Consider the following 24,579-nt stretch of genomic DNA (forward strand, 5'->3'; position numbering starts at 1 on the left):
GGAATTAAAAAATTATTTTTGTTTCATTAATTTTTTAGAACATTTAGGATGAATATACCATCAGATTTAAAGTACACCAAAGACCACGAATGGATTAAAATTGAAGGCGATACTGCCACCGTGGGTATTACAGATTTTGCTCAAGGAGAATTAGGTGATATTGTCTACGTAGAAGTTGATACACTAGACGAAACACTTGACGCGGAAGAAGTTTTTGGTACTGTTGAAGCAGTAAAAACAGTTTCAGATTTATTTTTACCATTATCTGGTGAGATCATTGAATTTAACGAGAACCTCGAAGACGAACCAGAAAAGGTTAACACAGATCCGTATGGTGAAGGCTGGATGATTAAGTTAAAGATTTCTGATGAGTCTCAAATAGATAGTTTATTATCTGCTGAGGATTATAAAGCACTTATAAGTGGTTAAAAAGTTACTATTATTAGCAGCAATAGGTTATACCATACTGCTAGTTATAGTTTATTTAATCAACTTAAATGGTGTGCCACAGCTTGGCTCATCTTTTGATGATAAGATCTATCATTTCCTCGCCTATTTTGTTTTGGCAGGTTTGTGGATTACCTATTTCAAAAATTTCAAAAATGAAATCAAATTGTACAAGGTTTTTGTAGGTATGATTCTATTTGGAATAGTACTCGAACTTGTACAACATCAGTTTAACCCAAACAGAACATACGACACCTTAGATTTACTAGCAAATTGCCTCGGTGTCATAGTTGGCACATTAATTGCAGCCAGATTGAATATAATAAAGTTAAAATAACTACAAGTTTTGCTTATTTAGCTTTTATTTAGTTAAATTAGCGACACTATAAATGATTATACTATGGAACCTAAGAAGAATCCTAAATCAGACGTAAGACGTAACAGTTCACTTTACTTTGCTGTTGGTCTTGCTTTAATGCTTGGAGTTACCTATATGGCAATTAACTACAAGACATACGATAAAAGTGATGTTGTAGCAGACACGCTTAATTTAGATGACGAGTTAGAAGAAGAAATTCCAATTACAGAACAAATTATTACGCCTCCACCACCACCTCCACCACCACCTGCAGCGCCAGAAATTATTGAGGTTGTTGAGGATGAAGAAGAGGTTGAAGAAACTGTAATCGAATCTACAGAAACTGAAATGGATACAGAAATTGTTGAAGTGGAGGAAGTAGAAGTAGAAGAAGTTGAAGAAGATATTGAAGTACCGTTCCATGTTATCGAGAATGTGGCCGTCTTTCCTGGATGTGAAAAGAAAAAAGGAAATGAAGCCAAAAAGAAGTGCATGAACGAGAAGGTGAATAAATTCATCGGTAAAAAATTCAATACTGACTTAGGAAGTGAATTAGGATTACCTCCAGGTAAGAAGAGAATCTTCGTTCAGTTTAAAGTTGATAAAACAGGAAAAGTGACTAACGTAATTGCTCGTGGACCGCATCCAGGTCTAGAAAAAGAAGCAAAGCGTGTAATCAGTCAGCTTCCTAAAATGCAACCAGGAAAACAAAGAGGAAAAGCGGTAGTAATGCCATTCTCTATTCCAATTGTATTCTCTGTACAAGACTAGATAGTTTTAAAACATCATATAAAAATCCCGTTCAAATTAATTGGACGGGATTTTCTTTTTGGTATGCTTATTGTGACTTTATCATAATATTAACATTTTAAATAATACGTATTATGAAAAATTCTAAAAAGAATGTCAATAGTGCTGGTCAGAACACTACTGATGTGAGAAAATCACAGAAGCATGATGCAAATTTACAAAAAAACTCAACCCTCTATTTTCAAATCGGGTTGATTCTTTGTTTATTAGCCACCTATTCACTCTTTGAAATGCAATTTCAGGACAAAAAAATTGTTGTTGAAACGGCAGAGCCAAACGATTCGGAAACAATTGAAGTTGCTACGGTATTTCGTCTTGAACCTGAAAAACGCGAAAAACCCAAACCGAAAAAACCGCGTAGTAAAGTTTTAAAAGACAAGTACGATGTAAAGGATGATGATAACATCGACCAACTTGAAGATGAGATTTTTCCGGCAGATGATCTTCCTACAGACGATCCGGTAGATGTTGGAAACATCCCTGATGATCTGGGTGAAGAGGATAAAGGCCCAATTATCATTCCTTTTACTGCTGTTGAAAAAGTGCCAGTATATCCTGGATGCGAACGTAAGAAGACAAATTCAGCAAAGCGAAAATGTATGTCTGATAAAATCAATCGCCTTGTCAATAGAAAGTTCAATACGGAAATAGCCCGAGATAATGGTATTACAGGGAAACGTAAAATACAGACGCAATTTACCGTAGATAAAGATGGAAATATTTCAGATATAAAAATTAGAGCACCACATCAGGCTCTCGAAAAAGAAGCCAGACGAGTGATTGGTAAAATCCCGCAGATGATACCAGGATTTCAGAGAGACTTACCTGTGAGTGTGAGTTATAATTTGAATATCAATTTTCTAATTGAAAATTAAAATTACACGAATCTTACTCCGTAACCGTTATCTATTAGGTAACGGTTTTTTGTTTAGTGTTCCTAAAAAAATTAAGTATCTTTCGAACACTAAAATCCTTGTTGATCTATGAAGCATTTTTGGCTTGTTGTATGTTTATTAATAACTCTTCAAAGTTATTCTCAAACCCTCTCCACCTACGAAAAACCGCCAGTATTTAGCGAATGCGATTCATTAGCAGTAGAGCAGCTTCAATCTTGTTTTAATTTTACACTTAACAGTTTTATCTACAAGAATTTTAAGACACCTCAAATTGTAACTGATGAAGCCTATTCAGGTGATGTTCAGATTTTATTTGAAGTTAATAAAGAGGGTGAATTTAGAGTTATTTATATCGATGCTATTTATGAGGAACTAAAAACTGAAGGCCGACGTGTTTTCGACTTACTTCCGAAGATTACACCTGCCACCTATAATGCTAAACCAACCTTTGTTCAGTATAGTATTAGTGTAGCTATTCCTTTAACGGAGCCAGTTAAAGAAATCGACCAAAAGACTGAAGATGCAAGTAGTGAAGTTGATCAGTTAAATGCTACGCTATCAGAAGAGTTTGATGCTGTCAATGATGAATTAAAACCTTATGAAAAGCTAGAGTATAGTAGCGAGTTGAATATACCATTCACACATTCATTTTATGCCCGTTTTGATGACGAAATGAATGCTATTGGCACCAATAGCCATACTGCGGCTAAGCCTTTTGTTTATAGTGATGTTGCACGTTATTATGATATTAAGGCCGAAAAGGAAGCACTTGCAAAAGATGTAGATTCATGGTTTGGTCGAAAGCTGTATAATGAACACATGGTGGAAGTGCAAGGGAAGGATTACTGGTTTACCGTAGATCCGATTGTAGACCTTCAAGTGGGTGCAGATTCTGAAGGCGATGATGGTACATGGAATAATACAAGAGGTATTTTTATCCAAGCCGGTTTAGGTAAACGTTTCAATCTGTCAACCTCAATTTATGAAAGTCAAGGACGGTTTGCGGATTACTTTAACCAGTTTGCTGATGGTCTGAGAGCGTTTGGTCCAGACCCAGCCATTATACCTGGTAGAGGTATCGCAAAACGTTTCAAAGAAAACTCGTATGATTATCCTGTAGCCGAAGCCTATTTGTCCTACACGCCAGCAGACTTTTTAAACATTCAATTTGGTCATGGAAAGAATTTTATAGGTGATGGCTATCGATCTTTATTCCAGAGTGATGTGGCTAGTCCGTATCCATTTTTAAAATTGAATGCTACCTTCTGGAAGATCAAGTACACGAGCACCTGGATGTGGTTAAAAGACGTACGGCCAGAAGTGGTTGTGGACGACGCGTTTCTAACAAAATATATGGCTAATCATTATTTGAGTTGGAATGTATCTAAACGTCTGAACATCGGTCTGTTTGAATCTGTGATGTGGGCAGACACAAATGGAAGAGGTTTCGATGTCAATTATCTTAACCCGATTATATTTTTTAGAGCGATTGAATTTCAGACGGGACAAGGTGCCGGAAACGCCATCCTAGGTTTGAGCGCAAAATATAAATGGAATAATAAGGTAAATATTTACGGTCAATTCATACTTGATGAATTTTCTTTGAGCGACGTTACCGGAGGAAATAAAAGCTGGAAAAATAAATTTGGCTTCCAACTTGGTGCCAAATACTACAATGCCTTTAATGTTGACAATCTCTTATTACAGGCCGAATACAATCAGGTGCGCCCTTATACCTATTCGCACAATACAGAAATACTTAATTATGCGCACTTCAACCAACCAATGGCGCATCTCTGGGGAGCAAACTTTAGAGAGCTGGTGTTAATTGGGCGCTATAACTACAAACGCTGGTTTGCAGATGGAAAACTCATTATGGGTCAGCGTGGTTTCGATTTTAATTCTGATGAAGACAGCTTCGCCTACGGAGGAGATATCTATTCCAACGAAAATGATCGTCCGAGTGACACCGGGATAACCATTGGTCAGGGTAATAAGACCAATAGTTTTATGTGGGAACAACAGGTAGGTTATGTTGTTAATCCTGAAACAAATCTTCGACTGTTTGCCAATATTATCTTTAGGGATTTTAATCCTGATGCCATTACAGCAACAACAATGGATTCTAATACACTTTGGTTTAGCATCGGATTAAGAACTGACTTGTTCAATTGGTATAACGATTTTTAGAATATTAAACCAATTATAAAACTTGGGTTTGCGTTGGTCAAAACCTTTTTTCAAACTATCTTTGCACTCGCTATGAAAGAGATAAAGTATGAATGGTTTGAGTAGTACAAAATCTTCAGTATCAAAAGCTTCTGTAATCACAGATTTTAAGGAGATCACAAAGATGGGATTGTCCATAAGTGTGGTATTTTCTGCTCTTGCAGGTTATCTTCTTGGTGCTGAAAGTATAGATATTACAACGTTGTTGCTCTTAGCCTTCGGAGGCTATTTTATGGTTGGGGCATCGAATGCATACAACCAAATAATTGAGCGCGACCTCGATGCTTTGATGGATCGCACCAAAAACAGACCTATTCCTGCAGGTCGCATGTCGGTAAATACAGCATTCATTATTGCTACCTCATTTACAGTTTTAGGGTTAATAACCTTATATATTATTAATCCGAAAACAGCAATGTGGGGCGCTATTTCTATATTTCTTTACACAAGCGTTTACACACCTTTAAAAACAAAAACACCTTTAGCAGTATTTGTTGGAGCCTTGCCTGGAGCCATTCCTTTTATGCTTGGTTGGGTTGCAGCACGCAATGAGTTTGGTATTGAACCGGGAACTTTATTTGCGATTCAATTCTTTTGGCAATTCCCTCATTTTTGGTCAATTGGTTGGTTTTTGCACGAAGACTACGAAAAAGGCGGGTTTTTTATGTTACCAACAGGGAAGCCCGATAAGGGGACTGCAGTTCAAATTATTATGTACAGTGTTTGGACGGTGTTAGCATCAATTATTCCTGTATTTGGATTTACAGGCGACTTACAGTTATCAATTGTAGGCGCAATTCTGGTATTCTTATTAGGATTAGTAATGCTGGCTTTTGCCTTAAAATTGTTTCAAAAACGTACCATAAAAGCGGCGAAACAATTGATGTTATCGAGTGTGTTTTACATTACGATGTTACAGATCATATATGTTGTAGATAAATTTTTGAGATAAATGGATTTAACACAAGGAACACCAGAAGAGAAGAAAGCAAGAGCAAAGAAAATGATGCTATGGTTTGCCATAGGATCATTGGTAATGTCTTTTGCAGCATGGGGAAGTGCCTTTCTAGTAAGTAAGAAACAACGTTATAATAAAGACTGGCTTATTGATTATGAGTTGCCAAGTGCTTTTTTAATAAGTATTGGAGTAATTGTATTAAGTAGTCTCACATTTATATGGGCCAAAAATGCGCTCAAAAATGGCAATAGACAATTAACTACAATAGGGCTTTTGTTAACTTTTGTGCTAGGCGTTATTTTTATTATTGTACAATTTATTGGCTTTGGTCAGATCATCGAAGCCGGGTATAATTTTACAGGACCAACAAGTAATATTACGGTTTCATATATCTATCTTATTGCTGCAGTGCATATAGCACACGTTGCTGTGGGATTAATATGCCTATTAGTTGTAATTTATAATCATTTTAAACAGAAGTATAATTCAAATAATATGCTGGGTCTATCACTGGCTGGGAATTTCTGGCATTTTGTTGATATTCTTTGGATATGCTTGTTTTTATTTCTTTATTTTTTCAAATAACGAAGAGCGATTTTTAAAGTAAAGCAAAAGGTATCCTTCATTAGTGCCGAAATAAGCTTAAAAATTGAAATTTGGTGTTTCTTTAAATAAAGAATTTGATTACTTTTGTCCAACCTTAAAAATTAAATTGTTTCTATGGATACTACAGTAGCAGATACTGGTACAGAAGGAAGAACTTGGGGAGGTGGTAACAAACCTCTAAAGGCGAGTTATGGTAAGATGATGATGTGGTTCTTCATCGTTTCCGATGCACTTACATTCTCAGGATTTTTAGCAGCCTATGGTTTTTCTAGATTTAAGTTTATTGAAGAATGGCCAATAGCCGATGAGGTATTTACTCACGTACCATTTTTACATGGACAAGAATTACCAATGATCTATGTAGCCTTCATGACCTTCATACTGATTATGTCTTCAGTTACTATGGTATTAGCTGTAGATGCAGGGCACCACATGAATAAAGCCAAAGTAACATTGTATATGTTCTTAACGATCATCGGTGGTGCAATATTCGTTGGTTCTCAGGCTTGGGAATGGGCAACATTTATTCAAGGAGATTATGGAGCTGTTCAAACTAAAGGCGGAAACATACTTCAATTTGGAGAATATGTTACTGTTGATGGCGAAGAAAAGTTCAAACGTATTTCTATAGATGAGTTTGCTGTAACAAGCCCGACAGAGCGTTCGCAGCACGGACGTAGCAATGGTTTGTGGTTCGTTACGGAATCGTCATTACCTCCATACAGTGTAAATGAAATTTATAACGGATTAGAAGCTAACGAAAACATATTAGTAAGAAACCAAATTATAAACGAGGAAGGCGAAAAAACTGTACTTTCTAGGGAAGAATCCTTGAAACAGATCAAAGAAAACGGAAAGTTAGTAGTGAAAGGTGCTAACCTTCGTGTGAACGAATACGGAACATCATTATTTGCTGACTTCTTCTTCTTTATTACTGGATTCCACGGATTCCACGTATTTTCAGGAGTAGTGATCAATATCATTATCTTCTTTAATGTCATCTTAGGAACCTACGAAAGAAGAGGAAGCTATGAGATGGTCGAAAAAGTTGGTCTTTACTGGCACTTTGTCGATTTAGTATGGGTATTCGTATTTACATTCTTCTACTTAGTATAAAAAGCAATTTGAGATTTAGTTATGGCGCACGAACATAAATTAGAGATATTTAGAGGACTTTGGAAATTTAAGTCGAACACACAAAAAATTTGGGGTGTATTAGCATTCTTAACATTTGTAACAGCGATAGAGGTAATACTTGGTATTTACAAACCAGCTGTTTTAATGGAAGTTTGGATCAACCCAATAGAAGGCGGATTCTTTGCAACATTGGCAAACATTATTTTGTCACCTTTTGTTTACATGAAACCCCTTAACCTTATCTTTATCCTACTAACCCTTGTGAAGGCCTATTACATTACCTGGGATTTCATGCACATGAGAGACGAAGTGAAGGCGCTAAGGCGTATGGTCGTATGGACTGCAGTTTTCCTTATTTGTTATTTGATCTTTATCTTATTGCAAGAAGGTGGTTATGTGTATGATGTTTATAATACCGACGACGCGTTAATCAAAAGAGATTTCTAAAGGTTTATTTTGAAATGATTTAGACACGATTAAAGTGTTAAATAAGATATTAAAAGGTGGTTTTTCTGAACCACCTTTTTTATTTTTGCAGTATGGAATTGAGTAGCAAAAAACGCAACATTGTACTGAGTATTTTATTCTTTTTACCAGTGGCATTTATTATTGTAATGATGCTTTCTAAAGACAATTATAATCCACTCGATGTTGTAAAAGAAAATATTGCTGAGTTACCATCAAATAAAGATAATCTTCAAATTGACGGACACCTCACTGTATTGTCATTCTGGGGAAAAAAACCACTTACGCACTCCACTGCAGCATTCAATCTTAAAGAACTTATTTACGATAGAAATAAAGGTTTTAAAACCTTTCAAGTTGTAGTAATGCTGCCACCATCAGCCAAATCTGAAGCTGAGACGCTGCTCAAAGAAATTAAATCTTACGAAGATCTCAGATTTTGGCATTTATTATATGCTGATGAGAATGAAATCAGACGTGTATTTAATAGCCTGAAAACGGAAGTTGAATTAACAGAAGACTTGGGTTCAGATTCTGTATATATCATTGATCGCGATATGAATCAGCGCGGTAGGCTCGATGATAGAACAGAAAAAGAAATAGAGGACGAAGCGCCATTGTATGGGCTATTTGATTATGATTGTATTGATGTGGGCGAATTAAAAAATAAAATGGCTGCTGAAGACATGCGCGTACTTTTCAAAGAATATAGAGATAAACGAAAAGGCAATTTCGCAGAATCCGATAGGCGACGACAAAAAGGAATTAAACAAAGCAATGAGTAAAAAAACAAATTATTCATACGTTAGTATTGCATTCATCATTTTAGTCTTTGGAATTATTTTCATTCCGAAGATCATAAATAGAGTGAGTGATGGTGATATTACAAGAGAAGAAAGTAGAAGTGAAGATGTTGCCAAAGGGGCTAGCGATTTGGCTTATATTCCTCTAGATGGAAAAAAAAGAAAAGTACCATCGTTCAGTTTTACTGATCAAAATGGAGAAACCATTACAGATGAAGATTACCTTGGGAAGGTTTATGTCGTAGAGTTCTTTTTTACCTCGTGCCCTACGATTTGCCCCATTATGAATCGTAATTTGGTGGACGTTCAAAATCATTTTGAAGAATTTGAGAACTTTGGTGTAGCATCTTTTTCAATTACCCCAGATATAGACACGCCAGAAGTATTAAAAGCTTATGCCGAAGCTTATGGCATTACCAATCCTAATTGGCATCTCATGACCGGAGATGAAACCGCTATATATAAGCTTGCCAATGAAGGTTTCAATTTGTATACGGCTAAAGATGATACCGTAGAAGGCGGTTTTGAGCATTCAGGTAATTTTGCCCTTATAGACAAAGAAGGATTTATCCGTTCAAGAAGAGACGATTTTGGTAACCCACTGATCTTTTACAACGGACTCATTTCAGAAGCAGAAGGACAAGATGAAGACGGGATTCCGCAAGAGATCACCATATTAAAAGAAGATATCGCAAAATTATTGAAAGAGTAATTATGAGTACTGTTGATTTAGATAAGGAAAAAAAATATAATAAGTGGATTGCTATCCTTTCAGTGGCTATTCCTTTAGTTGTAGTCATTTTGTTCGGGGTAAAGATCGATGTAGAATTACCAATTTTTTTACCACCAGTATATGCAACTATAAATGCATTAACGGCTGTAGTTCTAATCATCGCTGTGATCATGATAAAAAGAGGCAATAGAAAAATGCACGAGCGTTTAATGAAATTTGCTATTATTCTGTCAGTATTATTTCTGGTGATGTATGTCTTATATCACATGACGAGCGATTCAACAAAATTTGGTGACCTTAACGGAGACGGCGAATTAAATGCCGCAGAATTAAGTCAGTTAGGGAATATCCGATATTTATATTATTTCATTTTATTCAGTCATATTTTATTATCAATAGGTGTTATTCCTTTCGTTCTAATTACCTATGTAAGAGCGATTACCAGTAATTTCGAACGTCATAAAAAGATTGCTAAAAAAACATTTCCATTGTGGTTATATGTTGCTGTTACCGGAGTTGTAGTTTACTTAATGATTTCACCGTATTACGCTTAATGTGAAAAAGAAAGTTATCATATCGCTAATCACTTTTTTCTTTGTGCTTCAGGCCAAAGCACAGTGTGCCATGTGCCGAGCTGTGCTCGAAAGCGGTGAAGATCAAACTGCAGCTGAAGGCATAAATGATGGCATCATGTTTTTGATGGCTGTACCCTATATTTTGGTGGCAACAATAGGCTATATTGTTTACAGAACTTACAACAAATCAAAAAAGGTCGAAAATTCTGACCAAATTGTGTAACAATTTCTTCTTTTAATAGTCTTAAATATATCGAGTTTGCATAGGAAGTCTTAACAATTTCTTGGCACAAAAGCCATAAGGATTTTCTTAAAATTGCACTTGTTAACCATCCAGTCTATGATACAGATAAAAGATTTGCATAAGTCTTACCATATGGGGAGCAATTCGCTTCACGTACTTAAAGGAATAAACTTTACGGTTGAAGAAGGTGAATTGGTTTCAATTATGGGGTCTTCAGGCTCTGGGAAATCAACATTGCTAAACATAATAGGAATGTTAGACGAAGCAGATAAAGGTTCTTATACCCTTGATGGCGTGGTTATAAAAGACTTAAATGAAAAAATTGCAGCTAAGTACCGCAATCAGTTTTTGGGGTTCGTCTTTCAGTCTTTCAATTTAATTAATTATAAATCCGCCCTAGATAACGTCTCAATGCCTATGTATTATCAAGGTTTGAAGCGAAAAGAACGTACGGATCGAGCCATGCATTATCTCGAAAAGGTAGGGCTGGCCGATTGGCATCACCATTTGCCAAGCGAACTTTCTGGAGGTCAAAAACAACGTGTTGCAATAGCAAGAGCATTGGCAAGTGAGCCAAAGGTCTTATTGGCCGATGAACCTACAGGAGCTTTAGATTCTACGACTTCATATGAGGTAATGGAACTCATTCAACAAATAAACGACGAAGGGAAAACTATTCTCATTGTAACGCACGAGGATGATATTGCTCATATGACGAAACGTATCGTTAATCTAAAAGACGGTGTGATTATTAAGGATGAAAATGTAAATCAAGTTAAAGCCAAAGCTCATGTTTAGTATAGAACGTTGGCAAGAAATATTTGAAGCGCTTAACAAGAACAGACTTAGAACCTTCTTGACAGGTCTTTCTGTGGCTTCGGGTATTTTTATTTTGGTGATTTTACTCGGTTTTAGTAAAGGCATTGAAAATGGCGTTCGCACACAGTTTGAGCAAGATGCAACAAACGAAATTTCTATCTGGACCAATGTCACTTCCAAAGAATACAAGGGTTTAAATCCTGGCCGTCGAATTCAGCTCACCACTGAAAGTTTTGACGCCGTAGTGAATAAGTATGGAGATTATCTCGAGCGAAAATCACCTATTTATAGCCTATGGGGTGCTCGTGTAAACTATAAAAACGAATCTGGGAATTACCAGGTGAGAGGTACAAATGGCGACTACCAGTTTATTGAAAACGCCGATATAGGAAGCGGCCGATTCATAAACGAGTCTGATATAGCAGAAAATAAGAAAGTAGTTGTCATCGGCAACAAAGTGAAAAAAGACTTATTTAAAGATGAAGATCCAATAAATAAGAATGTTTCCATTTTTGATATGCCGTTTAAGGTGATCGGTGTCTATTTTGATCCGGGAGGTGAGCGTGAAGAAAGCACCATGTTTATTCCAATTTCTACATCACAACAAGTATTTAATGCTGGGAATGATATTCGATCAATGGAATTCACCAGTAAAATGTCCGATAATTTTGATGAAGCTGTTGCACTTTCTAAAAGCGTTTCCGAAGCTATAGAAGCGCAGATCAAACAAATGCATATCGTAGCACCAGACGATACTAGTGCCGTTCGTGTATGGTACACCCTCGAAGAGGCCAAAAAAATCTACTCACTTATCGATACCATTAGTGCTGTGTTTTGGTTTGTTGGAATAGGGACAATCATCGCCGGTATTGTTGGCGTTGGAAATATTATGCTGATTATCGTTAAAGAACGCACCAAAGAAATTGGTATTCGTAAAGCTATCGGTGCGCAGCCTATGTCTATTGTTGGAATGATTTTACAAGAAGCTGTTTTTGTAACTATGTTTGCTGGTTTATTTGGATTAATTACCGGATTGGCATTGCTTGAAGCCGTCGGCCCGCAAATAGACAGCGACTTTATAAAATACCCTCAAGTTGATTTTGGTATTGCAATAACCACAGTTTTTTTATTGGTTTTTGCAGGAGCCCTGGCCGGATTTGTACCAGCATACAGAGCGGCGAAAATTAAACCTATTGTAGCCTTAAGAGAAGAATAAAATGTTTAATAAAGAACGTTGGAACGAAATATTAGAGGCATTAAACGCGAATAAGTTCAGAACTTTTTTAACCGCGTTTGGGGTGTTTTGGGGTATTACAATTCTTGTACTTCTTCTGGCATTAACAAATGGCTTGAAAAATGGCGTTACTGCAGATTTTGGTGATTTTGCTACAAATTCAATGTTCATGTGGACCCAAGGTACCACCAAGCCATATAAAGGACTACCAAAGGGGCGCTATTTCAATTACAAGATCGATGATGTTGAAGCCATTAAGGCTGAAGTGCCGAATTTAAAATATGTATCGCCAAGAAATCAATTAGGTGGATTTAGAGGTAATAATAATGCCGTAAGAGGTACGAAAACGGGTGCATTTGAAATTTATGGTGATTACCCAGAATTTATTAAGCAACAACCGATGGATATTCTTCAAGGGCGATTTATCAGTTATTCAGATATCAATGCCAAGCGCAAGGTTTGTGTGATAGGTGTAGACGTTATTAAAGGTCTCTATGATAAAGACGAAGATCCGCTGGGGACCTATATTAAAATTAACGGTGTTAATTTCATGGTAGTTGGTACCTTCAAAATGGCTAATAGTCAGGGCGATAATGAACAAGATGCAAATACCATCTATATTCCTTTTACCACATTCGGACAAGCATTCAACAGAGGTGATAGAGTAGGTTGGATGGCTATTACTGCAAACGATGAGGTTAGTATTACAGCACTAAAGCAACAGGTTTTCGATCTTATGAAGTCGAGACATAAAGTACACCCTGATGACGAACGCGCCATCGGTCATTTTGACCTTTCAGAACAATTTGAGCGCATAAGTGGTCTATTTTCAATCTTAACCATTGTAGGCTATTTTGTGGGGATATTGGTATTGGCATCAGGTATTATTGGCATTAACAATATTATGCTAATCGTTGTTAAAGAACGAACAAAAGAAATTGGAATACGAAGAGCATTAGGCGCTACACCAGGCATGATAAAGGGTCAGATTCTTCAAGAAAGTTTAATCTTAACCATCTTATCAGGGATGATGGGCGTATCTTTTGCGGCCTTGGTCATCTGGGTGATGAATGCCATTCTAGATAATGCTGGGCCAGTAGAAAATTTTGCTAATCCAAGTGTCGGCATGCAAGTTGTCTTTGTAGCACTTATCATATTAATTGTATCAGGGCTCTTAGCAGGATTAATTCCTGCCAGTAGAGCAACAAAAATGAAACCAGTAGACGCATTGCGTACGGAATAAAATAATTACATCAAACCATGAAACGAACAAAAACCATTATTTTCTTAACACTTATTGTAGTTGCCTTTTCAGTGGCCTTATATTATTTGTGGATGAAAAACCAGGAAGATCCAGTAAAGTATACTTCCGAAGAACCAACTGAAGAAACCATTGTGGTAAAAACAGTCGCCACCGGAAGTATTGTTCCGAAGGAAGAGATTTTAATCAAACCAAATATATCTGGAGTTATAGAGGAGGTTTATATTGAAGCTGGTGAGTATGTGCAACAAGGTGACCTCATTGCAAAGATCAGAGTTATCCCTAATGTATCGTCTTTAACAAGTGCCAAAAATACGATTGCTTCAAATAGAACTTCATTGCAGACGGCAGAAATCAACTTCAAAACTCAGGAGACTATTTTTAAGCGTCAGAAGGAGTTATTCGAAAAAGGTGTTATTGCAGCAAATGATTTCGATCAGGTGAACAATACCTACCTACAGGCAAAACAACAAGTGGAGCAAGCAAGAATTAATGTGCAACAGGCACGTCAGAATTATGATATTATCAAAACAGGTACAACATCTGGAGTTGGAAATATTGCGCAGACGCTGGTAAGAGCAACAGTATCAGGAATGGTTTTAGACGTTCCTGTAAAAGCAGGAAATCAAGTCATCGAAGCCAATAACTTCAATGAAGGCACATCTATAGCATCACTTGCCGATGTAAAGAAAATGATCTTTGAAGGTAAAGTTGATGAAAGTGAAGTAGGAAAGATCAAAGAAGGTTTACCACTTGAGATCACAGTTGGTGCAATTGAAGACGTAAAATTTGACGCTGTTTTAGATTATATTGCACCTAAGGGTGTTGAAGAAAATGGAGCCATTCAGTTTGAAATTAAAGGATCTTTAGAGAAGATGGATTCTACATTTATTAGAGCCGGATTAAGTGCAAATGCTTCTATAATTTTAGAAAAAGCAGAGAAAGTTTTAGCCATAAAAGAAGCTTTAGTTCAGTACGATGATGAAACTAAAAAACCATTCGTTGAAATTGAAGTAGGCGATCAGCAATTCGAAAGAAAAGAAGTAGAACTTGGTATTAGTGATGGAATTTTTGTGGAAGTAAAAGATGGTATTTCAAAGGAGGATAAAATTAAAGTTTGGAACCAATTACAAGGTGTACCGAAATATGCTCAACAATAATTTTAAGATTTAGTGTAACACTTATAGGTTTAAAGAGACAAATAGACAACATGAAAAAATCAATCATAATCCTTTTACTTCTTGTCGGAGTAATTGGGCAAGCACAAAATAAAAAATGGACACTCAAGGAATGTGTTCAATATGCACTAGAAAATAACATATCTGTTAAGCAAAGTGAACTAGATGTAGAACAAGCCGAAGTTGATAAACTTACTGCAATGGGCAATTTTGTTCCTAGCTTAAATGTTAGTTCTGGTGTTTCAGAAAATACAGGTTTAAGTTTTAACCCGTTAACAAATAATGCTCAGACAACAACGTTTCTATCTGCCTCTGGTAATATAAATGTTGGATATACCATTTTTGATGGTTTAAGAAATATTAGACGTCTTCAAAGAGCAGATATCTCTAGATTATCAAGCCAGTATAGACTGGATAAAATGAAAGATGATATTTCACTTTTCGTTGCTAACGGTTATTTAACGGTACTATTAAATAAAGCCAACCTCGAGGTTTTAATATCTCAAAATGAAGTTACACAAGAGCAAATAAAACAGACTAAAGAATTAGTTGATGCTGGCTCACTGCCACGAGGCGATCTATTAGAAATAGAAGCAACAAATGCCTCTGAAAAACAGCAAATTATCAATGCTGAAAACAATGTTAGAATTTCACTTATTAGTCTAGCGCAGTTATTATTGATCAAAGACTATGAGAATTTTGATATTGAAGATGAAGGTTATAACATAGTTGACGACGGTGTTTCTGGAAGAGATGTATCAGAAATTATTGCCGCTGCAAAAGAAAACAGATCAGAGATCAAGATTGCTGAAGAAGATGTGGCATTGGCCGAGATAGATCTGAAAATTGCTAAAGGTGTAAACTGGCCTACGATATCAGCGTTTTTTGGATATAACACTAGGTATGCAGATTCACCAGGCTTTAGTCAAGTGATAGACCCTGATAATCCAACGGTGACTCAACAAATAGGTACAGTTGAAGATACTGGCCAATCCGTTGTTGCAACGTTTCCAAATACTATTCCTGTGGAAGTGCCAGCCGATCCTTTTATAGATCAGTTATATCTTAATGATGGTATTGGTTATGGTCTTCAAATTAATATTCCAATATTAAATGGTTTTAGTACAAAAGCCAATGTTCAAAGAAGTCGTGTAAGTTTAGAGCGTGCTAAGTTTCAATTAGAACAGGCCGAGTTAGATTTAGAGTCAACAGTTTACCAAGCTTATGTGGATGCTAAAGGATCATTGAAGTCTTATGAAGCAGCACAATCTGCCCTTGAATCGCAAGAACTAGCCTACGAATATGCTAAAGAACGCTATGATGTTGGTTTAACTAATGCTTTCGATTTTAGTCAATCTAAATTGAGATATGACAATGCAAAGATTGAGTTAAACAGAACTAAATACGATTACATTTTTAAATTAAAGGTGCTTGAATTATATTTCGGAATTCCTGCAACTGAATTAAAGTTCTAATTATGAGTAAAACAGTAAAAATTATATTAGGCGTTGTTGTTCTTTTTATCGTAATTCTTATCGGTGGTAAATCAATGGGATGGTTCGGTAAAAAAGGAAACTTTAAAGAGGTTACAGTTAAAGAAGTTGCCTTAAAGGACATTGTTGAAACTGTTTCGGCTACTGGGAAAATTCAACCAGAAGTTGAAGTAAATATATCATCAGAAGTTTCAGGAGAGATTATTGAGTTACCGTTTAAAGAAGGTCAGGATGTAAAAAAAGGAGATCTTTTAGTACGAGTAAATCCAGATTTGATCCAATCAGCACTTAACCGATCACAAGCAACCTATCAAAATGTCAGAGCCGGTTTAGAACAAGCTGAGGCTTCACTCAGACAAGCAAAAGCCGACTATGAAAGAAATAAAACACTATTCGAAAAAGGTGTGATTTCTAAAGCTACTTGGGATCAATCTGTGGCGGCATACGAAACGGCTGAAGCAGCTCGAAATTCTGCGTATTACAGCGTTCAAAGTTCTGCAGCTTCTGTGAATGAAGCAAGAGATAATTTGGCACGTACTACGATATATTCACCTATGAGTGGAACAATTTCATCACTTAGTGTTGAATTGGGAGAGCGTGTTGTAGGAACGCAACAAATGGCAGGTACGGAAATCCTAAGAGTAGCCGATCTTACGAATATGGAGGTTGAAGTCGATGTTAATGAAAATGATATTGTTAAGGTGAGTATTGGTGATTCAACAATTGTTGAAGTTGATGCGTACTTGAAAAAAGAATTCAAAGGCGTTGTTACTGAAATCGCAAACTCTGCAGCAGGAACCTTAGCGGCAGATCAGGTAACTAACTTTAAAGTAAAGGTTAAGATTTTAGAAGAATCTTACACAGATCTAACGGAAGGTAAACCTGAAAGCTATTCGCCGTTTAGACCAGGTATGACTGCTACCGTTGACATTATTACTAAAACACGTAAAGATGCGATTGCTGTTCCGATCAGTGCAATTGTAATAAAAACAGATACAAGCTCTACCAAAAAACCTTTCAAAGTATCAACAGAGGCTAGTGATGAACCAAAAAAGGAAGAGGAGAAGTTTGAGTGTGTTTTTATAAATGACAATGGTAAGGCCAAACTTAGAGTGGTTGAAACAGGTATTCAGGATGATACCTTTATTGAAGTTGTTTCAGGATTAAGCAAAGACGACAAAATCATTACTGGACCATATAATATGGTTTCAAAAACACTTAAGCCTGGAGATCTCATCGAAGATAAAAACAAAAAATCAGAAGCCTCAGAAGAAAAAGAAGAGGAATAAAAGTACGATCACATAATGGCCTTAGTGCTAAATATAGAAACAGCAACTACAAATTGTTCAGTCTCTCTATCTAAGGATGGAGAGACTTTAGTTTTAAAGGAAGACAATAGCGCCGGCTATTCTCATGCCGAGTTGCTGCACGTATTTATTAAAGAAGTCTTTGAAATTGCCCAAATTGATCCAAAGGAGATCGATGCGATAGCAGTGAGTAAAGGACCAGGCTCTTATACTGGACTAAGAATTGGAGTTTCTACAGCCAAAGGCTTATGTTATGCTTTAGAAAAACCACTAATTTCAATTTCTACCTTAGAAAGTTTAGCCCGACAGGTTAAGTGCGAAGACGGTGCAATAATTCCTATGCTCGATGCCAGACGAATGGAAGTATATTCGGCTATTTTTTCTTCAAATTTTGAATCGCTAAGAGCTATCAAAGCAGAGGTCATTACAGCTGAAAGTTATAGTAACATTCTGAAGGAAGGAAAAGTGTATTTCATTGGGAGCGGAGTTGAAAAAACCAAGGCTATTATTAACCATTCTAATGCCGAATTTATTGAAGGAAAACTCCCTTCGGCGAACGAAATGGCGTACCTTTCAGAATTAAAGTACAAAAAAAGCGACATCGAAGATGTCGCCTATTTTGAGCCTTATTATTTAAAGGATTTTGTTGCTATCAAAGCAAAAGGTAATTAACCTTTCTTTTGAATTTCAACCTGATGTGGGTAAGGAATTTCAATACCAGCAGCATCAAGTTCAATTTTCATGTTTTCAGTAACATCAAAATATACATCCCAATAATCTTCAACATTACACCAAGGTCTAACCGCAAAATTAACTGAACTATCAGCTAATTCTAATACTGTAACTGCAGGAGCAGGATCACTCAATACTTTAGGATGAGAGGTGAGTACCTTCATCATTACCTCTTTAGTTTGCTTTATGTCAGAATCATAACTAACGCCATAAACCAGATCAACACGTCTGGTACCTTCAGTAGTATAGTTTATAATGTTTCCATTAGAAAGTGCACCATTAGGAATGATAATTTCTTTATTGGTAATACCAGTTAATTTGGTGGTAAAGATCTCAATCTGTTTTACGACGCCTATTTCTCCTTGAGCCTCAATAAGATCACCAATTTTAAATGGTTTGAATATCATTATTAAAACACCTCCGGCAAAATTCCCAAGAGAACCTTGTAACGCCATACCAATGGCCAAACCAGCTGCTGCGAGTATAGCTGCAAAAGAAGTCGTTTCAACACCTACAGTACCTAGTACAACTACGACGAGCACAACTTTTAAGATCCAGTTGGTAAGATTAACTAGAAATTTTTTGAGGCTTACATCATAGTCTCCTTTGTTCAGTACGCGTTTAATACCTTTGAGGATTAATTTTATGATCCAGCTACCAATGATCCAAATCAGGATAGCTGCTACTAATTTTGGTGCGAATTCAACAATAAGGTTATAGCCCTTATCGATCCAGTCTTGTGTTTCCATGTTGATTAATTAATTTTTAATTTGAATAAAAAAACTCGGCTGCCCTTTAGCCGAGTAAATTTATAATATTGGTTTGAATTTATTTGACTTCGAAAGTCAATTTTAGGTTAACTCTAAATTCGGTAACATCGTTATCTTTTACTATTGCGCTCTGATCCTGAACGTATACAGAACGAATGTTTTTTAATGTTTTTGATGCTTCTTTTACCGCTTTTTTGGTTGCATCTTCCCAACTTTTATCCGAATTAGATAAAACCTCTATTACTTTTAAGATTGCCATTTGATATAGTTTTATGGTTAACGTAAATAAGAAACATAAAACCGACAAAAGTCACTCTAAAAGTCAAATTATTTCAAAAGTTACAGTTCGCTGATATACTTAATGATTTTGGCAAGGTCTTCCTCATCCTTAAGTTTGATCTTATTTTCTTTGATATAAGACTTAAGCTCTGATGAATGCTCAGGGAATGCCTTTAAGAAACTCTTTTTCTTCAATGGGATATACATCATCTTGTCATCCATTTTTAAGAAATATGTGTCATCCTCTCTTCTGAATGTTGCTGGTTTATCTTGTTGGTATGATGAAGTTGCTTCTTCTCCTTGATAGTATTTTATATACTCTCTTTTGAGTAATTCAAATTTATCTGATTCTTCTACAACTACTAAAAAGCCACGTTTAGATACGCCATTGTCTGTAGTATAGTTATAGGTTTTATAAACTTTATTTTTACTCGTAAATCTAACTGTAAGCTCACTTTTATTGTCTAGGGCCACAATTTTTCCGCCTTCAACCTTAACTTCCATTTCATCGTTGTATGCATTGTAGCGGCCAGTGTATATTTTGTCACTGTACTGATCTATTTTAATACTAGTAAATTCTTCATCTACATATGGTGAGCCATCAGCATTTATTTTTTTACTTACATTTTTAGACATCAAACCGCGCTCTGTTGCAATGTCAACGGTCTGTGCATTAATAGTTACTGTAAAAACAAGTAAAGTTAAAATAGATGTAAGTCCTTTGATTTTAAATTTCATAATAAATAGTTTTAATTTTTTGGGCACCAAAATCGTGCCGAACACAATTTTAGTAGATTAATATATTAGATAAATTTGTATTTAAACTAATTGAAAGCTAGTCATTTATAGCATTAACAGTAATTGCTGTATCATTTAGCATTTCTTTCAACATGTTTTCAATTCCGTTTTTTAATGTAAATGTTGACGACGGACAACCACTACATGCACCTTGAAGTAATACTTCTACCTTCTTTGTTTTTTCGTCATACGATCTAAATTCAATATTACCACCGTCACTTGCTACTGCGGGTTTAACATACTCTTCAAGTATGTTAACGATATTTTTCGAAGTATCGTCTAGAGCTTCAAACTTTTCTTCAATAGCTTCTTCAGTTTTGTTTAATTGTTGGGGAGCATCATCATTAAGAATCGTTTTCCCGTCTTCAACATAAGCCTTTATAAACTCTCGCAATTGAAGAGTAATCTCTTCCCATTCAATGATATCAAATTTTGTAATGGAAATGTAATTCTTCTCCATAAAAACGTTCTTCACAAAAGGAAATTGAAAAAGTGCAGTAGCTAAAGGTGATGGTTTGGCCTCTTCAATCGAAGTGAACTCATATACATTAGGCACTAGCACTTTGTTGCAAACAAATTTTAACACACTTGGATTAGGTGTACTTTCTGCATAAACGGTCACTGCTGCTTTAGGTTTGATAGCCTCTTCAGAAACTATAATACCATCATTTGAAAGATAATCCTCAATTTGGGCAGCCACTTCATCCTGAACATCAGACCATTCTACAATGTTGAAACGTTCAATAGCAACAAAATTAGATGCTATATAAACCTTTTTTACAAAGGGTAAATAGAATAATTGTTGTGCTAAAGGCGAATGCTTAGCGTCATCTATATTACTGAATTCAAAGCTGTTATGATTGGTTAAGAACCGGTCGGCTTCGAACTTTAAAATTGTCTCGTTCGAAGTGGGAACTATAGTGATATTTGTCTTTGCCATCTTTTTTTTGCAAAAATATGAAATATTAAGATGATACGTTAATCCTATATATGATGTTTTGTAACTAAATTCCTAAGTCAATTCATATAATTTGATTAAATTTCGTCCTCATTTCAAAAAACGAGAATAGTTAGAGAAAATTTCTTCCTTTTTCAACGTTTTTGAATGAAGCTAATTAACTATGAAGAAGATATTTTTTGCCACCGCTCTAATAATTTCTACACTAGGATTTTCACAGGATATCTCAATGGAAAATGGCACATTTAATCGATGTGAACCAGACCGCTTTTTTGATTCTGGAGGTGAATTTGGAAATTATGCAAACGACGAAAATCTTGTAACGACTATTTGTCCGCAAAATGCTGGCGATTTTATAATTCTTGAGTTTACAGAATTTACAACGCAGCAAGGATTAAACGCAGACGTCATGAATATCTATGACGGCGATGATACTTCTGCTGCACTTATTGGGACGTTTCAAGGTCCGGTTGGTGCTTTTACTATAAGCGCAACCGAAGTGTTTAATACAACAGGTTGTCTTACGGTAGAATTTATTTCAAGCGATTCTGGTTCAACTTCAGGTTGGGCCGCTAATATTTTGTGTGCGGCACCTTGTCAGGATATAATGGCTTCAATAGATTCCACGGTTCCTGCTACAAACAATTCGGGCGTAATTAGCATTCTACCTGGTGATACTGTCGACTTTACAGGAAGTGCAACCTTTTCTTTAGATGGTTCAAATGCTACATATAACTGGGATTTTGGCGATACTAATACAGCTTCGGGCACTAATGTTTCCAATACATTTACTAATCCAGGAACCTATACGGTTACACTAACGGTTTCTGATGACAACCCTCAGGGATGTTCAGATACAGAAACGATCACCGTTTTTGTTTTAGGTGCAAATGTTGTAGTTGATCAAGATACTTACACGCCACAGCAATTGATCGAAGACGTCCTCATCAATAGTCCTTGTGCTACAGTTTCAAATGTTATTTCTTCCACAGGAATTAATTTTAGCCCAACAGAACCAAATGGTATAGGCTACTTTATAAGTAACGGTATCGATTTTCCTTTTGAAGATGGTATTATATTAACCAGTGGAGATGCGAGTCAGGCACGAGGACCGAATGATCAAAATTTGTCTACTGGAAGTATCGGATTATGGCCTGGCGATAATGACTTAAATACGAATCTCGGAGTTAATTCGAATAACGCTTCATTCATTCAATTTGATTTTACACCATTAGCCGATAATATTAGTTTCGATTTTTTAATGGCTTCGGAAGAATACGACATGGGAAGTTTTGAGTGTAACTTCTCAGATGCATTTGCGTTCTTATTGACAGATTCCATGGGTAATACCACAAATTTAGCGGTATTACCAGGAACGAATACGCCAATATTAGTAACAAATATTCACCCTTTTAATGGATTTTGTCCGGCTGTAAATGAACAATTTTTTGGAGGTTATACACCTTTCAATAGTCCACCAACTGCGTTCGATGGTAGAACTGCAGTTTTTACAGCGCAGGCCAACGTGGTTCCAGGTGAACAATACACCATTAAACTTGTTATTGCCGATGATGGAGATGCGGCTCAAGATTCTGGTGTTTTCCTAAGAGCCGGAAGTTTTGATCTTGGTGGAGACTTAGGTGAAGATATTACTATTGAAGCCGGAACAGCTGAATGTGATGGTACGGACATAGAATTAAATACAAGTGTGGACTCCGCAACACACACATGGTTTTTTGAAGGTGTTGAAATTCCTGGTGAAACAGGTTCAACTATTACAGTTAGTGAAACAGGAACGTATTCAGTAGATATAGTTTTTGCAGGTATCTGTGCGGCATCTGATTCAATCTTTGTTGAATTTAGACCAAGTCCTACCGCAGGAATGCCAGAAGATCTATTTGCATGTGATGTTGGTGGCGGAACAGCAACCTTCGATTTACGTCAAAATGATGATGATATTTTAGGAACACAAGATCCTACTGAATTTGTCATATCATATCATTTAACAGAGCAAGATGCTATGAATAATTTAGCACCTTTGCCCGACAATTATGTGAATACAGTAAATCCTCAAATTATTTGGGCCAGAATGGCAGATAATTCTCAAGGCTGTTCTGATGTTGTTTCATTCACAATTACTGCCTCGAGTCAATCGGTTATAAATCCAGTGAATGATATTGTTGTATGTGATGATATTTCTAACGATGGTTTCGAGGAATTCGATTTAAGTACTCAGACCTTTGGGATTTTAGGTGCACAATCAGATACTGAATTTAACATTACTTATCATTTAAGTGCTGCAGATGCGAGTGCAGGTACTGGTGCATTACCGCTACTTTTTACCAATGTAGATAGTCCAATTGAAGAGATATTCGTTAGAATTGAAAATATTGCAGATCCTAATTGTTTTGAAGCTTCACCTGATCCAGTATTCAGTCTAATTATTGATCCACAAGATATAGCCACCTTCACACTAACCCCGAGTTGTGATGGAGGAACGGCAACAGTAACGGGAACGGCAGGTGGCGTATTTGCATTTTCACCAGACCCAATGGATGGTTCTGTGATAGACGCTGCCACGGGAGAAGTTACAGGCGCTCAACCAGGCGTAAGTTACACGATCAGTTATACCACCACAGGCGCATGCCCTGCATCGAGCACAGAGGTATTAGATGTTTTACCATTAGATGATCCAGGCTTTACCATGACCGCTACTTGTGATGGTGGTACCGCGACGATCACTGGAGATGCTGGCGGAACTTTTGCTTTTAATCCAGTTCCAGCAGATGCAGCAGTTATAGATGCAGCTACAGGTACTGTAACAGGAGGCGTTTCAGGAACTACTTATACTATAGAATACACTACTTCTGGGCCATGCCCACAGACATCGACACAAGATGTTACGGTTATAGATGCCGACGATGCTGGCTTTACAGTGACCCCAACTTGTGATGGAGGAACAGTGACTATCACGGGCACCCCGGGCGGAACTTTCACTTTTGGAGTAGCACCAACGGATGCTGCTGTTATCGATCCGGTAACAGGTGATGTTACAGGAGGTACTCCTGGTGCAAGCTATACGATCAGCTATACCACCTCAGGTGTATGTTCAGCGACAGAGAGCTTAGATTTTAATGCACTTCCAATAGATGATGCTAGCTTCACAGTAGAACCAACTTGTGATGGAGGCTTAGTAACACTCACTGGTACCCCAGGAGGCGTTTTTAGTTTTAATCCATTACCAGGAGACGGGGCCACGATCGATCCAAATACAGGTGATGTTACAGGAGGTACCCCAGGAGCAAGCTACACGATAGAATATGTTACTACAGGCGTTTGTCCTAATAGTAGTCAGGTAGAGTTTACCGTCAACCCCTTACCGGTAGTTGTTGTTCCGTTTGCTTTGGAGGTTTGTGATGATGGTATCCCTGATGGAATAACGGCCATAGATTTAAGTTTGAAGAACTCTGAGATCAGTGGAGGCAACCC

Annotated in this window: 25 protein-coding genes; 21 read left to right on the top strand and 4 right to left on the bottom strand. The window is 36.7% G+C overall.

What is annotated here, in order from left to right:
* The first annotated feature begins 48 nt into the window (after positions 1-48).
* The 20 genes from gcvH (at position 49) to tsaB (ending at position 18,225) form a co-directional block, all read left to right on the top strand.
* A complete protein-coding gene (gene gcvH / locus DDY94_RS13820) occupies positions 49-429 on the top strand; it encodes a glycine cleavage system protein GcvH (protein WP_111684974.1) in 381 nt (126 codons plus the stop codon).
* Positions 422-784 carry a VanZ family protein gene (locus DDY94_RS13825; protein WP_111684976.1) on the top strand — a complete coding sequence of 121 codons (363 nt, stop codon included), beginning with the start codon at positions 422-424 and terminating at the stop codon, positions 782-784. Before gcvH ends, DDY94_RS13825 begins: the two co-directional genes overlap by 8 nt.
* Positions 785-847: 63 nt before the next feature.
* On the top strand, positions 848-1,576 hold the full coding sequence (locus DDY94_RS13830) for an energy transducer TonB (RefSeq protein ID WP_111684978.1): 729 nt from the start codon (positions 848-850) through the stop codon (positions 1,574-1,576).
* 113 nt (positions 1,577-1,689) lie between these two features.
* A complete protein-coding gene (locus DDY94_RS13835; protein WP_111684980.1) occupies positions 1,690-2,490 on the top strand; it encodes an energy transducer TonB in 801 nt (266 codons plus the stop codon).
* 108 nt (positions 2,491-2,598) lie between these two features.
* Positions 2,599-4,701, top strand: a complete 2,103-nt coding sequence (locus DDY94_RS13840; RefSeq protein ID WP_111684982.1) for a gliding motility protein RemB — start codon at positions 2,599-2,601, stop codon at positions 4,699-4,701.
* 88 nt (positions 4,702-4,789) lie between these two features.
* Complete coding sequence (gene cyoE / locus DDY94_RS13845; RefSeq protein ID WP_111684984.1) at positions 4,790-5,692, top strand: heme o synthase; 903 nt, start codon at positions 4,790-4,792, stop codon at positions 5,690-5,692.
* On the top strand, positions 5,693-6,283 hold the full coding sequence (locus DDY94_RS13850; RefSeq protein WP_111684986.1) for a cytochrome c oxidase subunit 3: 591 nt from the start codon (positions 5,693-5,695) through the stop codon (positions 6,281-6,283).
* Between the two features lie 135 nt (positions 6,284-6,418).
* Positions 6,419-7,420: a cytochrome c oxidase subunit 3 gene (locus tag DDY94_RS13855; protein ID WP_111684988.1), complete on the top strand. Its 1,002-nt coding sequence runs from the start codon at positions 6,419-6,421 to the stop codon at positions 7,418-7,420.
* 21 nt (positions 7,421-7,441) lie between these two features.
* Positions 7,442-7,888: a cytochrome C oxidase subunit IV family protein gene (locus DDY94_RS13860; RefSeq protein ID WP_111684990.1), complete on the top strand. Its 447-nt coding sequence runs from the start codon at positions 7,442-7,444 to the stop codon at positions 7,886-7,888.
* Between the two features lie 92 nt (positions 7,889-7,980).
* Positions 7,981-8,691, top strand: coding sequence for a hypothetical protein (locus DDY94_RS13865; protein WP_111684991.1), 711 nt, complete (start codon positions 7,981-7,983; stop codon positions 8,689-8,691).
* Positions 8,684-9,421, top strand: a complete 738-nt coding sequence (locus DDY94_RS13870) for an SCO family protein (protein WP_111684993.1) — start codon at positions 8,684-8,686, stop codon at positions 9,419-9,421. The genes DDY94_RS13865 and DDY94_RS13870 overlap by 8 nt, the downstream gene beginning before the upstream one ends.
* A 2-nt stretch (positions 9,422-9,423) precedes the next feature.
* A complete protein-coding gene (locus tag DDY94_RS13875) occupies positions 9,424-9,996 on the top strand; it encodes a DUF420 domain-containing protein (RefSeq protein ID WP_111684995.1) in 573 nt (190 codons plus the stop codon).
* A gap of 1 nt (position 9,997) precedes the next feature.
* A complete protein-coding gene (locus tag DDY94_RS13880) occupies positions 9,998-10,240 on the top strand; it encodes a hypothetical protein (RefSeq protein ID WP_111684997.1) in 243 nt (80 codons plus the stop codon).
* Between the two features lie 117 nt (positions 10,241-10,357).
* Positions 10,358-11,059, top strand: coding sequence for an ABC transporter ATP-binding protein (locus tag DDY94_RS13885; protein WP_111684999.1), 702 nt, complete (start codon positions 10,358-10,360; stop codon positions 11,057-11,059).
* Positions 11,052-12,296 carry an ABC transporter permease gene (locus tag DDY94_RS13890; protein ID WP_111685000.1) on the top strand — a complete coding sequence of 415 codons (1,245 nt, stop codon included), beginning with the start codon at positions 11,052-11,054 and terminating at the stop codon, positions 12,294-12,296. The genes DDY94_RS13885 and DDY94_RS13890 overlap by 8 nt, the downstream gene beginning before the upstream one ends.
* 1 nt (position 12,297) lies before the next feature.
* Complete coding sequence (locus DDY94_RS13895; protein WP_111685002.1) at positions 12,298-13,557, top strand: ABC transporter permease; 1,260 nt, start codon at positions 12,298-12,300, stop codon at positions 13,555-13,557.
* A gap of 17 nt (positions 13,558-13,574) precedes the next feature.
* Entirely contained in the window at positions 13,575-14,735 is a 1,161-nt protein-coding gene (locus tag DDY94_RS13900) for an efflux RND transporter periplasmic adaptor subunit (RefSeq protein ID WP_111685004.1), read from the top strand.
* A gap of 50 nt (positions 14,736-14,785) precedes the next feature.
* Positions 14,786-16,228 (top strand): TolC family protein, encoded by a 1,443-nt coding sequence (locus DDY94_RS13905; RefSeq protein ID WP_111685006.1) that lies wholly within the window; start codon positions 14,786-14,788, stop codon positions 16,226-16,228.
* 2 nt (positions 16,229-16,230) lie between these two features.
* On the top strand, positions 16,231-17,535 hold the full coding sequence (locus tag DDY94_RS13910; RefSeq protein WP_111685008.1) for an efflux RND transporter periplasmic adaptor subunit: 1,305 nt from the start codon (positions 16,231-16,233) through the stop codon (positions 17,533-17,535).
* Between the two features lie 15 nt (positions 17,536-17,550).
* Positions 17,551-18,225, top strand: a complete 675-nt coding sequence (tsaB, locus tag DDY94_RS13915) for a tRNA (adenosine(37)-N6)-threonylcarbamoyltransferase complex dimerization subunit type 1 TsaB (protein WP_111685010.1) — start codon at positions 17,551-17,553, stop codon at positions 18,223-18,225.
* On the opposite strand, the gene DDY94_RS13920 is transcribed toward tsaB, so the two are convergent.
* The 4 genes from DDY94_RS13920 to DDY94_RS13935 all read right to left on the bottom strand — a co-directional run bounded on the left by DDY94_RS13920 (position 18,222) and on the right by DDY94_RS13935 (position 21,072).
* Positions 18,222-19,034, bottom strand: coding sequence for a mechanosensitive ion channel family protein (locus DDY94_RS13920; RefSeq protein WP_111685012.1), 813 nt, complete (start codon positions 19,032-19,034; stop codon positions 18,222-18,224). The genes tsaB and DDY94_RS13920 overlap by 4 nt on opposite strands.
* Before the next feature lie 79 nt (positions 19,035-19,113).
* A complete protein-coding gene (locus tag DDY94_RS13925; protein ID WP_111685014.1) occupies positions 19,114-19,314 on the bottom strand; it encodes a dodecin family protein in 201 nt (66 codons plus the stop codon).
* 80 nt (positions 19,315-19,394) lie between these two features.
* Complete coding sequence (locus DDY94_RS13930; RefSeq protein ID WP_111685016.1) at positions 19,395-20,072, bottom strand: hypothetical protein; 678 nt, start codon at positions 20,070-20,072, stop codon at positions 19,395-19,397.
* 97 nt (positions 20,073-20,169) lie between these two features.
* Positions 20,170-21,072, bottom strand: coding sequence for a NifU family protein (locus DDY94_RS13935; RefSeq protein ID WP_111685019.1), 903 nt, complete (start codon positions 21,070-21,072; stop codon positions 20,170-20,172).
* Positions 21,073-21,253: 181 nt separating this feature from the next.
* Between DDY94_RS13935 and DDY94_RS13940 the strand changes: the two genes are divergently transcribed.
* A partial coding sequence (locus DDY94_RS13940; protein WP_114317113.1) for a choice-of-anchor L domain-containing protein occupies positions 21,254-24,579 on the top strand: 3,326 nt, incomplete at its 3' end.

Source organism: Winogradskyella tangerina (assembly GCF_003260205.1).
GTDB lineage: Bacteria > Bacteroidota > Bacteroidia > Flavobacteriales > Flavobacteriaceae > Winogradskyella > Winogradskyella tangerina.